This is a genomic window from Ochrobactrum sp. SSR, assembly GCF_030067775.1.
Taxonomy (GTDB): Bacteria; Pseudomonadota; Alphaproteobacteria; order Rhizobiales; family Rhizobiaceae; genus Brucella; species Brucella teleogrylli.
Map to the genome: position 1 here is coordinate 1,142,107 of NZ_CP125971.1, position 12,177 is coordinate 1,154,283.

Sequence of the window (12,177 nt, forward strand, 5' to 3'; positions counted from 1 at the left end):
GGGTCGCCTTCGCCTTAGTTTTCCTGAAATTTGACCATGGAGCCGCCGCCGGTCGCCTGATCGGTCGGGAAGACTTCGACGCGGGAAACATCGACAAAGACCGGCAGTTCGATCACCTGACCAATGATCTGGGCAATGTTTTCCGGCTGGATCGGGCGATAGCCATCGTAAAGCACGGCTTGCGCCTGATTGTCGGGGATTGATGTCCGGTAGAGTGCAGTCTGCACGCGGCCCGGCACAATTTCGCTGACGCGAACAGACGTGCCCAGAAGATCGCAACGCAGATTGTCGCAAAACAGGCTCAAGCCAGCCTTGGAGGGGCCGTAAGCGCCCATATTCGGATAAGGCGCCTGACCGCCGCTCGATCCGATATAGATGAGGTGGCCGCGCTTGCGCGCCACCATGCCGGGCAGAAAGGCGCGGGTCAGATGCATCGGCGCTTTGAGATTGATATCGACCATGGCGTTGATCTCGTCGGGGTCAATCTCGTGAAACAAGGCGCGGGTGGAAAGAATGCCCGCATTGTTGATCAGGATGTCGACCTCGGTGCCAGAAAGTGCAGCCTCGATTGCCTTCGTGTCGCGCACATCGGCCTCAACCGTGAGCGCGCCCGTTTCTGCGGCAAGTGCTGACAGCGCCTGACTGTTGCGACCGACGGCGTAGACGGTCAGCCCGCGCTCGCGCAGCCGCGCGACGGTGGCCTTGCCGATGCCGCTCGTGGCGCCGGTGACAAGCGCAACGCGGTAGGGATCAGACATAGATATAGCCTCCACTGACCACCACATTCTCACCAGTGGCATAGGTATTGCGGCCGGAAGCCATCATGACGATCCACTGCGCCATTTCCACCGGCTCGGCGGCGCGTCCAAGCGCGCTTGCCTTGGCCAGTTCCGGCAGGAAGCCCAGTTCCTTGGCGCGGTCGGTGGCAAAGCCCGCCGGTGCAACGGAATTGACCAGAATCTGGTCCTTGGCGCATTCCTGCGCGAAGGATTTGGTCAGGCTGACAACAGCCGCCTTTGTGGCTGCATAATGCGCGTTTTGCGGATGCGCCTTGAAGGCGTCGACCGAGGTGACATTGACGATGCGACCTGTGACGTGCGGCACATCGACGAATTGCCGCATATGCAGAACGGCGGCCACCATCATGTGATAGGTGCCTTTGACGTTTATGGCGTTTTCCAGATCCCAGTCTTCATCTGTGATTTCAAGGATTGGCTTGCGCGGATAGATGGCTGCGCTGTTGACGAGCGCATGCACGCGGCCTAGCTTGCCGGCGACGTCGTTGAAGCCCTTATGGGCAGATGCGGCTCGCGAAATATCTGCGACCGAAGTCGCGACTTCAACGCCCAGTTCGCGCAAGGATTCCGCGGAACTGGCGAGTAGTTCCGCATTGCGGTCTATGAGGCCGATTTTGGCCGCTCCGTTTTCCACCATCAGCTTTGCTGTCGTCAAACCCAGTCCCGAAGCGCCGCCGACAATGATAATGGTCTGATCTTTCACGTTCCGCCTCATATTTGGTCTTGCGTGGGAAGAATTGTATGTTATCACTTATATGCCAAGTTGAAGGCGATGCAAGAAGTTTTTTGAGTCCCACATGATTCCATCCCTGATCAGGAAACAGCCCTTCAATGGCCTGACACTCGAACTCTCTCAACACCTGGCCCAGGCGGGCTTTCAAGGTGAAGTGGACATCGGTGACAGCTCGCGTACCGTTTTTCCTATCGTCAATTCGATTTATCAAGCGACGTCCAACGATTGGAAATTCGTCAAGGCATGCGGATATGTCAGAGCATTTTAATCGAGGCGATTGAACGCCGGTCCATCCGGCATCCTGTTCAGATACTCAATGAAATGGTACTGCCACTATAGTTAGTCATCACGTGATTTATAAAATCAAATAACCAGCGCTGGAGTTAAATGTCGTGTCAATCATTACCCAACGCGGAAATCTGGCGGAAATTGTCGTCGCGGAACTGACGACCCGAATAGACTCGGGTCTCTATGGTCCCGGCGACAAGCTGCCGTCCAGCGCCCAGCTATGTGAAGAGTTTGGCGTCAGCAGAACTGTTATCCGCGAGGCGCTGACCTCGCTCAAGGTGGCAGGGCGTGTCACCACGCGGCAGGGTGCGGGCGTTTATGTCACCGACAAGGACGTGAAGGCGCTCAATTACGAGATCAGCCGGATCGACGATATTCGCTCCGCAATGCAGATTCTTGAATTGCGGCTTGGCGTAGAAATGCAGTCGGTGGCGCTTGCCGCCACCCGCCGCACGCCGGAGGCGTTGGCGGAAATCGCCCGCGCTTACGATCATCTGGAAAATCTGGAAACCGACGATCCGGAAGTCGAGGCACGCGCCGATTTCGATTTCCACCTTGCGATTGCGCGAGCAACCCGCAATCCGCATTTCCCGAACTTTCTGGAAGCGGTGATCGGCGAGATCAACTTCGATCTGCTCCTGAAGCATCGCCAGCCCGTGCGGGCTTCGCGGTCTTATCTCAAGAAGATCAACAAGGAACATGCGATGATCCTTGCTGCAATCACGCAGGGCGATGCAAAGGCGGCGCGCAATGCGCTGGTCGCGCATCTGGAGGAAAGCCTCAATCGCTACCGCTCCTTGCTGGAAGAACCGGCCAGCGATGCGCTGACAGACTGAGCAGCGCAAACAAACAGAATAGCCCAGAACCGGCGACAGTTTCGGGCTTTTTGATTTTGTCTGGAAAGCCGGTCAGATCACGGCATCTTCCAGAAATGGAAGGTTAGCCGTCACGCGCTCATAGCCGAAGGGCGAGAGGTCGAGTGTCTTGAACGCGCCATAGATGATCAACTCGCTCAAGCCGCGCCCCATGGCTGGCGACTGCTGCAATCCGTGACCGGAAAACCCGTTGGCGAACAGGAAGTTCTTCACCTCGGTATGCGGTCCCAGAATGACATTGTGATCGAGCGTGCAATAGTCGTAATGGCCAGCCCATGAGTTGACGACTTTGATCGCCTCAAAGGCTGGAACGCGATTGGCCAAGGTCGGCCAGATTTCCTCGTCGAATTCGTCATGCATGACATCGAAATCGTTGGGGTCGACTTCCGGGTCGTGCTTGGGATAGGTGCCCATCAGATAGAACTTGCCTTCAGGCCGGAAGAACACGCCGCTTGGGTCGATGGTAAGGCCCACCTTGCCTTCCAGCGGTGTGCGACAATCGACGACGAACAACGAACGGCGGCGTGGTTCGACCGGAATGTCCAACCCGGCCATGCGGGCGACATTCTTGCCGTTGGTGCCGGACGTGTTGACCATCGTGCCGCAGGCAATCGTCTGCCCACTTTTGGTGATCACGGAGACAATGCGGCCGCCCTCACGGTTGACGGCCACGACCTCGTCCTCGATATATTCGACGCCAAGCGCGCGCGCTTTCTTACGAAAACCCTGCATGAGCGCGGAACTGTCGAACCAGCCTTCGCCGCGTTCGCCGGTGCTGCCAAGCGTCAGTCCCTCAAGATTGAGCCAAGGAAAGCGCTGGCCAAGGCCATCCACATCCAGCAGCGAAACTTCCGCGCCGCAGGAAACCTGCGTTTCATGATTGCGCCGCAGAACCTGATCGCCGCGGTCATCGGCGGCAAGGAACAGATAGCCCGCTTCGTGAAAGCCGATTTCCGGTGTGTCGTCATCGACGGCCACGTTTCCGCGGAAATTGCGGATGAATTCCGTGCCGAAGCGCGAGACCTGCACATTGATGGCGTTGGAAAACTGATGGCGGATGGAGCTGGATGACAGCGCCGTTGCCGAGCGCTGATAGGTCCAGTCCTTTTCGATCACCAGTATGGTGCCGTTGAAATCGGGGTTGGTCGCCAGAAAATAGGCGGTCGCGCTGCCCACAACCGCGCCGCCGACAATGACGACATCATAGGAAGTCTTGGAAGCCTGCATTGTAAGCCTACTTATTTTCGTCTTCGAAATGACCGGCGGCGCAGAAGCTGCCACCCTGAAACCGGACTGCCGGATCGTTGGGATCGCCTTGCGGCGTCTTGGCGAAAACCGCATCGCGATAATCGTCGGCGCTGTCCATGGGTTTGTAGCCGAGCACGGCGGCTGTGCGATTGTCCCAGAAGGATTCGCTGTTGTTCGACATGCCATAGGCGACCATGAAGCCAACACGCGGCGCCGACAGGCACTTCTCGACCAGCTGGCGGCAGTCTTCGAAGGACAGCCAGGTGATCAGATGGCGACGGTCGGTCGGTTCCGGAAAGGAGGAGCCGATGCGAATGCAGACGGTTTCGATGCCGAACTTGTCGAAGTAATAGCGGGCCAGATTTTCCACGAAGGTTTTGGAGACGCCATAAAGGCTGTCGGGTCGCGTCTGAACAGTGCCGTCAATGGTATCCGTCCGCTCGTAATAGCCGATGGCATGAACCGAGCTTGCAAAGACGATGCGCTTCACGCCGTGGCGGCGGGCTGCCTCGTAAATATTGTAGCCGCCGGAAATGTTGGAATCGAGGATGGTCTTCCAGGGCGCTTCCACCGACTGCCCGCCCATATGTATGATGGCGTCGCAGCCTTCGACAGCGCGCGAAACCGCGTCAAAATCCGCGAGATCGGCGGGGAAGTCCTCTTCATGCGGCGCGAGATCCTGACACGGTTCCAGCGCCGACAAGCGCACGATCTGGCCCAGCCGCGTTCCCGATTTGCGCAGCTCCGATCCGAGGCGACCGGCAGCACCGGTCAACAGCGTTCTTTGAAAGTGGGTCATGAAGAGGTCCTAATTAGCGAAGTTTTGCGAGAGCATCGGACGTGCGCTCGATGGCTGCGGTCAGGTTATCCCGGGAGGTCGCGAATGAGAGGCGGATGTAAGGCTCAACGCCGAAAGCCGCGCCGGGCACAGTGGCGACCTTGCCTTCGGTCAGAAGATAGGAAGCGAGCATTGTATCATTCTCAATCAGAGTGCCTTCCGGCGTCACTTTACCGATATAGGCAGCGCATTTCGGGAAGAGATAGAATGCACCTTCCGGCGCGCGCACTTCAAGCCCCGCAATGGCGCCAAAGCCCTTTGTCACCAGTTCGCCACGCGCCTTGTATTCCGCAACCGCCTTCCGCACGAAATCCTGCGGGCCGTTGAGGGCGGCCGCTGCCGCAACCTGCGTGATGGAGGAGGGGCAGGTGGTGCTCTGCGACTGAAGCTTGTTGAGCACCTTGGTCAGTTCCTTCGGACCCGCCGCATAGCCAAGACGCCATCCGGTCATGGCATAGGCCTTGGAAACGCCGTTGATGATCAATGTGCGGTCGCGCAGATTGGGGCATGCAATGGCGAATGACGTGAAGGGTGTGTCGTCACAGACGATGTGTTCGTAGATTTCATCCGACATGATCGCGACGCGCGGATGGCGTGCCAGCACTTCACCCAGCGCCTTCAATTCGTCCGCCGTATAGATCGCGCCGGTTGGATTGGAAGGCGAGTTGAACAGAAACCAGCGGGTCTTTGGGGTGATTGCCGCTTCCAGCCGCTCCGGCGTGATCTTGAAATCGTCTTCCACACCGCAGGCGATCACTTTCGGTAGGCCGCCATGCAGGATCACCAGATCGGTATAGGACACCCAGTAAGGGGCCGGAACGATCACTTCGTCGCCCGGCTCCAAGGTGCCGAGAAAGGCGTTGAACAGGATCTGTTTTGCGCCATTGCCGATCGAGATTTCGTCCAGCGCATAGTCGAGACCGTTCTCGCGCCTGAACTTATCGACAATGGCCTGGCGCAACTCCGGCAGGCCGTCAGGCGCGGTATAGCGCGTGATGCCGGTGCGCATCGCGCCGATAGCCGCCTCGACAATATGCGACGGCGTATCAAAATCCGGCTCGCCGAGCGACAGGTCGAGGACGTTTTCGCCTCTGGCCCGCATGGCCTTGGCCGCCATCGAAACTGCCATCGACGGTGAGGATTTGATGGTCGCCGCGCGCCGGTTTTCGAACGCGATCATGTTCATGTCTGGGCTCCCTGGCCTGTGGTTCCTGGCGTGTCGCCGATCACGGCGTTTCTTTGTGCTGGGTCGTATGGAGGCGGGTGGAAGATCGGGCCGTCGGGGTCTGGAATTGATGCGTCTTGATGGTGTTGGGCCGCGCTCATTCGTAATTCCACTTGACGATCTTTAAATACGTCACTTATCATATATGTGTCAACATGAAAACAAGCCGCAAAAACGGCGGTTCAGCTGGCCGATTTTTGTTTGGTGGAGGTAATACGCAAGCAAAATCATATGATTGGTGCGATGAGACCACTCGCGTGGAAATGGCGAAGGCCGAGAGCGGCCCTAACGTTTCCAGTGAGAATATAGAGCGATTTTGCCCAGAAAATGCCTGCAAGCAAAGAATTGGAGCGGTTCGAACACTTCCATCGGAACAGAAATCGCTTCGATAAGAACAACGGTTAAAACCAGAGGGAAACTCCATGAAATCCATCGCAAGACTTCTCGCCGGATCGGCCATCGCGTCCGGTCTCCTGCTGTCGCAGGCCTTTGCTGCCGACACGATCAAGATCGGTGTTGCAGGCCCGATGACAGGCCCCAACGCTACATTCGGTGAACAGGTTTACAGCGGTGTTTCCGCTTATGTGAACGATGTGAACGCCAGCGGCGGCATCAATGGCAAGCAGATCGAGCTGGTGAAGGGCGACGATGCCTGCGAACCGAAGCAGGCGATTGCCGTTGCCAACCGTTTTGTCGATCAGGACAAGGTTCAGGCGGTGATCGGCCACTTCTGCTCGTCGAGCACCATCCCTGCTTCCGAGATCTACAATGATGCAGGCATTCTGGAGATGGCGCCTGCATCCACCAATCCAACCGTGACCGAGCGTGGTTTGGAAACGGTGTTTCGCGGTTGCGGACGCGACGATCAGCAGGCAGTCGTCGCCGGTGCGTTCATTCTCGACACGTTGAAGCGGGACAAGATCGCGCTGATCCATGACAAGGACACCTATGGTCAGGGCCTGGTCGATGCAGTCAAGAAGACCATCGAAGCACGCGGCATCAAGCCGGTTCTGTATGAAGGCCTGACGCGCGGTGAGCGCGACTTCAATGCACTGGTGACCAAGATCAAGAGCTCTGGCGCAACGGCCGTTTATTTTGGCGGTCTTATTCCGGAAGGCGGCCCGCTGATCCGCCAGATCAAGGAACAGGGTCTGGATGTGGTTGTAGTGAGCGGCGATTCCTTCGCGCAGACCGAGCTGATTGCGGCAGCTGGCGGCGCGGGCAATCTCAAGAATGTCTATTATTCGGCAACGCCGGACCCGCTGGCCGATCCGTCGACCAAGGGCGTTCAGGATGCGCTGAAGAAGGCGAATATCACGCCAGCCAACTACACGCTCTATGGCTACGCCAATGCGCAGGCCATCGTGGCTGCGTTGAAGGCGGGTAACGACATCAAGGTCCAGACCAACTGGCTGCGTAACAACACGGTTGATTCCGCCATTGGCAAGATCACTTGGGACGAGAAGGGCGACATCAAGGACTTCAAGTTCGTCTTCTATAATTTCGACGACAAGGGAACCCCAGTTCTCGTCAATTAAGGCTCTACCAGCTCCAGCCAGACCCTGCGGTCTGGCTGGTTCCTCCTTGCCTGAACCGCATCCGCAGCACGTCACGCTGTGCGGCTGGATGCGTCGGACCAAGAGTTCAGATCGCATGTCGCTCTGAATGCAAAAGGGGTTGCCATGGACTTCTATATTTTGGCCCAGCAACTGATCAATGGGATCACGCTGGGCGCCATCTACGGACTGATCGCTGTTGGCTACACGATGGTCTACGGGGTCATCCGCATGATCAATTTCGCTCATGGCGACGTCTATATGGTGTCGGCCTATATTGCCGCGATCACGCTTGCAGTGCTGGGCTTCTTCGGCGTTCTGTCGGTTCCTTTCGCGCTTATCTCGATCCTGATCATCACCTGCGCCATCACGGCGGTCTATGGGTGGGTGATCGAGCGCGTGGCCTACAGGCCGTTGCGCGGCTCCACCAAACTGGCACCGCTGATTTCGGCGATCGGCATATCGCTGATGCTGCAAAGCTATGTTCAGATTTCGCAAGGCGCGCGCGATCAGGGTGTGCCGACGCTGATCCAGGGCGCTTTCCGGTTCGGCACCGAACAGCACTTCGCCCAGATCACCTATATGCAGACCGTGATCCTACTGGCCTCTTTGATCGCCATGGGCATTCTGACCTATGTGATCGGCTATACGCGCATTGGCCGTGAGTGCCGCGCGACACAGCAGAATATCCGTATTTCTGCAATCCTCGGCGTCAATACCGACCGCACCATCTCTACGGTCTTCGTGATCGGTGCAGCAACAGCCGCCGTCGGCGGCGTGCTGGTGACCTTCAACTATGGGTCGTTCAATTTCTTCATCGGCTTCGTGATGGGCATCAAGGCCTTTACGGCAGCAGTGCTTGGCGGCATCGGCTCTCTGCCGGGCGCAGTGCTCGGCGGCATATTGCTCGGCCTCACCGAAGCGCTGTTCGCCGGCTATGTCAGCACGGATTACAAAGACGTCTTCGCCTTTGCCTTGCTGATTGTTCTTCTGTTCTTCCGTCCTTACGGCCTGCTCGGTCGTCCGGAAATCCAGAAAGTCTGAGGGAAGGCCGGAAACCATGCTGAACGACCGTCTTCTCGCGCTTTTCAAGGAAGCGCTGCTGACTTTCACCATTTCGCTGATCCTGCTTGGGCCGATTTCTGGTCTCGTGCTGGACGGCTTCTCCTTCCGCAATGAGCTGATGCGGGCCGTTACGCTTGCCGCCATCGTCACAGCCGGACGGCTGATATTTTCGCTGATCGGCATGAGCCCCTTTGGCGCAAGGCTGAAAGCCCTTTTGTCCAGAAATAGCGGCGGCGTCACGGTCAGGACCGGCAAGGAAAAATCAGCAGCCCCGCTGCTGGCGGTGATTTTTCTGGCAGGGTTGATGCTGCCTTTCGTAGCCGACAAATATTTCCTCGGCATCGCCGTTCTGGCGCTGATCTACTGCCTCCTGGGTCTGGGTCTGAACATCGTCGTCGGGCTGGCTGGCCTGCTCGATCTCGGCTTCGTGGCCTTCTATGCGGTGGGGGCTTATCTTCTGGCGCTCGGCTCGCAATATCTGGGTCTGGGCTTCTGGAGCGCGCTGGTCATCGCGCCGTTTCTCGCGGGCCTTTGCGGCATGATCCTCGGCTTTCCGGTGCTCAAGATGCATGGCGATTACCTCGCCATCGTGACACTGGGTTTCGGCGAGATCATCCGCCTTGTGCTCAACAATTGGCTGGACTTCACCGGAGGACCGAACGGCGCCCCCGCGCCCGCCCCCACGCTCTTCGGGTTGGAGTTCAGCCGGACCGCAAAGCAGGGAGGCACGCCGTTCCACGACTTCTTCGGCATCGCCTATAATTCCGATTACAAGTTCTGGTTCCTGTATTTCGTGCTGTTCCTCGTCGTGTGCGGGGTGATCTACACGGTGGAGCGCCTGCGCGTCATGCCGCTGGGGCGCATGTGGGAAGCACTGCGCGAGGATGAGATTGCCTGTCGGTCGCTTGGCGTCAATCACGTCTTCATCAAGCTTTCCGCCTTCATGCTTGGCGCATCGACAGGCGGGATTGCAGGCGTGTTCTTCGCGGCACATCAGGGCTTCGTGAACCCGACCTCCTTCACTTTCTTCGAATCCGCGCTCATCCTCGCCATCGTGGTGCTAGGTGGTCTCGGCTCGACTGTCGGTGTCATTCTGGCCGCGCTGGTCCTGACTATCCTGCCGGAACTGCTGCGCGACTTCGCGGAATATCGCGTCTTCATTTTCGGCGTGCTGATGGTCGTCATGATGATCTGGAAGCCGCGCGGACTGGTACGGGTCACGCGCCCGGCATTCTTCCCGTCGTCGGAAGCGGTGGTATCGGCGGGGCTTTCCTCCAAGCGGGATCAATTGACCATGGAGGCCAGCCGATGAACGCGCCAATTCTCGAAGTTCAAAATGTCACCATGCGGTTTGGCGGCATCGTCGCCAATCGCGGCGTCAATTTCTCGGTGGCGAAAGGCGGCATTACCGCGCTGATCGGTCCCAACGGCGCTGGCAAGACGACGATGTTCAACTGCATCACCGGCTTTTATCGCGCGAGCGAAGGACGCATTGTGCTCAACGGTCCGGAAGGCCCGCGCGACATCGGCGCTTACATGGACAAGCCGATCACCGGCGGCTCCCATCAGGTGACGCGGGCGGGCATCGCCCGCACATTCCAGAACATCCGGCTGTTCAAGGAAATGTCGGTGGTGGAAAACCTGCTGGTTGCCCAGCATCTTGCCACCCGCAACGGGCTTTTGAGCGGCATCTTCAAGACCTCGGCCTTCCGCAAGGCGGAAACCGAGGCGGTGGACTGCGCGTATTACTGGCTCGGCCAGATGAACCTGCTTGAAGACGCCAACCGGCTGGCTGGCGAACTTCCCTATGGTCGGCAGCGACGACTGGAGATAGCCCGCGCCATGTGTACCGGGCCGCAACTCATATGCCTTGACGAACCGGCGGCGGGGCTGAACCCATCCGAAACACATGAGCTTTCCCAGATTATCCAGCGGCTTTGCGCTGAGCAGGAACTGACCGTGCTGGTGATCGAGCACGATATGGGGCTGGTGATGCGCATATCGAACCACATTGTCGTGCTGGATCACGGCGAGGTCATTGCCGATGGAACGCCTGAACAGGTGGCCAACGATCCCGCAGTGATAGCGGCCTATCTCGGTGTCAGCGAAGAAGAGGTGCAATCGTGAGCCAGGTGGCAGAACCAAACGGGCAGGGCGCAACCGACAAGCTTCTTGAGCTGGTGGATGTGCACGCGCATTATGGTGCGGTGGAAGCGCTGCGCTCGGTCAATGTGCATATTTCCAAGGGCGAGATTGTCAGCCTGATTGGCGCGAACGGCGCAGGCAAGACCACGCTGCTTTCGACGATCTTCGGCTCGCCGCGCGCATCGAAAGGCAAGATCGTCCATCGGGGTGAGGATATTTCGCGTCTGGCGACAAACCGTATTTCAAGACGGGGCGTGGCGCTGGTGCCGGAAGGACGGCAGATCTATCAGGAAATGTCGGTCGAGGAAAACATGATGATGGGCACCACGCCTGTCGGTATGGAGCATTTCGACGCCGACCGCGCAACCATGTTTGAATTGTTTCCCCGCCTCAAAGAGCGTCGCAATCAGGTTGCGGGCACCATGTCTGGCGGTGAGCAGCAGATGTTGGCCATTGCGCGCGCCATGATGGCGCGGCCCGAGCTGATCCTGTTCGATGAGCCTTCGCTGGGGCTGGCGCCGCTGGTCGTGAAGCGCGTCTTCGAGGTGCTGGGAGAGATTGCCGCGATGGGCAAGACTATTTTTCTGGTCGAACAGAATGCCAATCACGCACTAAAATTGTCCCAACGTGCTTATGTGATAGTAAATGGGCAGATACATCTTTCGGGAGCGAGTGAAGAACTCCTCGGTAATGAAAATGTTCGAAAAGCATATCTGGGGATATACTAATGTTTGAGCGCCGTTGGTGACAGGAAATTTTCGTTTATGTTCAAAATTATAATATTTGAAGAGACGCTCTCAAATTCGAACGCAGACCCGAACATGTGAAGTAGAATAACCCTACATATGGCCAACGGCTGAGATTGGAACGTTCACAACATCCAGACACTGACTGGCAATCTGGGGCTTATCAGTCGGACGTTATGTCGGTGCCCTGGCAGAGACTTTCCAATAACCCTGTTTGACATCATGTCTTAATATCCATGCTTTCTCAGCTATTTTTGTGCCTCTTGCTGTTTCGTAAGAAGATATGGCCAGAAGGATAAAATCTGTCTGGCGTTCAGATCTCCCCCGCGTGACAACACCGTCGCTGAACCTTACGACCGCCTCCGTCCCAACATTTGCGTCAGTGACCCGGACTTTGCATCCGGGATAGGCGTGCGTGTGCGCGAATTCAAATTGCATAGCAGTTTCCCTTCTACAGGTTCATCAGGTTGGCTCTTTCGCATCTCAAAATCCAGCCGAACGACGTTCGAGCCAACCGTCGCTTTTCCCTCTCGGTGCCCGAAACGATATTTTCAGCATCGGCGAGAAACATGCTTGACAAAAATATACGCAAAAATATATATTAGAATATACGGAAAAGGTGAAAACCAAATCCGTTGCGCGGGGCATGTCAGTGCCTGTG

General features: G+C 57.4%; 12 protein-coding genes. 7 read left to right on the plus strand and 5 right to left on the minus strand.

Annotated elements, in window-relative coordinates; genetic code table 11:
- Positions 1 to 14: 14 nt before the first annotated feature.
- Both QLQ11_RS22815 and QLQ11_RS22820 read right to left on the minus strand, forming a co-directional pair.
- Positions 15 to 758: an SDR family oxidoreductase gene (locus tag QLQ11_RS22815; protein WP_121539369.1), complete on the minus strand. Its 744-nt coding sequence runs from the start codon at positions 756 to 758 to the stop codon at positions 15 to 17.
- A complete protein-coding gene (locus tag QLQ11_RS22820) occupies positions 751 to 1,500 on the minus strand; it encodes an SDR family NAD(P)-dependent oxidoreductase (RefSeq protein ID WP_121539368.1) in 750 nt (249 codons plus the stop codon). Before QLQ11_RS22820 ends, QLQ11_RS22815 begins: the two co-directional genes overlap by 8 nt.
- Before the next feature lie 94 nt (positions 1,501 to 1,594).
- Here QLQ11_RS22820 and QLQ11_RS22825 point away from each other — a divergent pair, with 94 nt between their 5' ends.
- Positions 1,595 to 1,798, plus strand: a complete 204-nt coding sequence (locus tag QLQ11_RS22825) for a hypothetical protein (protein WP_121539367.1) — start codon at positions 1,595 to 1,597, stop codon at positions 1,796 to 1,798.
- A gap of 124 nt (positions 1,799 to 1,922) precedes the next feature.
- Positions 1,923 to 2,654 (plus strand): FadR/GntR family transcriptional regulator, encoded by a 732-nt coding sequence (locus tag QLQ11_RS22830; RefSeq protein WP_121539366.1) that lies wholly within the window; start codon positions 1,923 to 1,925, stop codon positions 2,652 to 2,654.
- Between the two features lie 72 nt (positions 2,655 to 2,726).
- Here the strand turns inward: QLQ11_RS22830 and QLQ11_RS22835 are convergent, their stop codons facing one another.
- The 3 genes from QLQ11_RS22835 to QLQ11_RS22845 are packed head-to-tail and all read right to left on the minus strand — an operon-like array spanning position 2,727 to position 5,965.
- Positions 2,727 to 3,920: an FAD-binding oxidoreductase gene (locus QLQ11_RS22835; protein WP_121539365.1), complete on the minus strand. Its 1,194-nt coding sequence runs from the start codon at positions 3,918 to 3,920 to the stop codon at positions 2,727 to 2,729.
- A 7-nt stretch (positions 3,921 to 3,927) separates the two neighbouring features.
- Positions 3,928 to 4,740: an NAD(P)-dependent oxidoreductase gene (locus QLQ11_RS22840; protein ID WP_121539364.1), complete on the minus strand. Its 813-nt coding sequence runs from the start codon at positions 4,738 to 4,740 to the stop codon at positions 3,928 to 3,930.
- A gap of 13 nt (positions 4,741 to 4,753) precedes the next feature.
- A complete protein-coding gene (locus QLQ11_RS22845; RefSeq protein WP_167836154.1) occupies positions 4,754 to 5,965 on the minus strand; it encodes a pyridoxal phosphate-dependent aminotransferase in 1,212 nt (403 codons plus the stop codon).
- 461 nt (positions 5,966 to 6,426) lie between these two features.
- Here QLQ11_RS22845 and QLQ11_RS22850 point away from each other — a divergent pair, with 461 nt between their 5' ends.
- The 5 genes from QLQ11_RS22850 (at position 6,427) to QLQ11_RS22870 (ending at position 11,498) form a co-directional block, all read left to right on the plus strand.
- Positions 6,427 to 7,542 (plus strand): branched-chain amino acid ABC transporter substrate-binding protein, encoded by a 1,116-nt coding sequence (locus QLQ11_RS22850; RefSeq protein WP_121539363.1) that lies wholly within the window; start codon positions 6,427 to 6,429, stop codon positions 7,540 to 7,542.
- Between the two features lie 144 nt (positions 7,543 to 7,686).
- Positions 7,687 to 8,604: a branched-chain amino acid ABC transporter permease LivH gene (locus tag QLQ11_RS22855; protein ID WP_283735353.1), complete on the plus strand. Its 918-nt coding sequence runs from the start codon at positions 7,687 to 7,689 to the stop codon at positions 8,602 to 8,604.
- A 16-nt stretch (positions 8,605 to 8,620) separates the two neighbouring features.
- Positions 8,621 to 9,937: a high-affinity branched-chain amino acid ABC transporter permease LivM gene (gene livM, locus QLQ11_RS22860; protein ID WP_121539361.1), complete on the plus strand. Its 1,317-nt coding sequence runs from the start codon at positions 8,621 to 8,623 to the stop codon at positions 9,935 to 9,937.
- A complete protein-coding gene (locus tag QLQ11_RS22865; protein ID WP_121539360.1) occupies positions 9,934 to 10,752 on the plus strand; it encodes an ABC transporter ATP-binding protein in 819 nt (272 codons plus the stop codon). The genes livM and QLQ11_RS22865 overlap by 4 nt, the downstream gene beginning before the upstream one ends.
- Positions 10,749 to 11,498 (plus strand): ABC transporter ATP-binding protein, encoded by a 750-nt coding sequence (locus QLQ11_RS22870; protein WP_371830845.1) that lies wholly within the window; start codon positions 10,749 to 10,751, stop codon positions 11,496 to 11,498. Before QLQ11_RS22865 ends, QLQ11_RS22870 begins: the two co-directional genes overlap by 4 nt.
- Positions 11,499 to 12,177 lie beyond the last annotated feature (679 nt).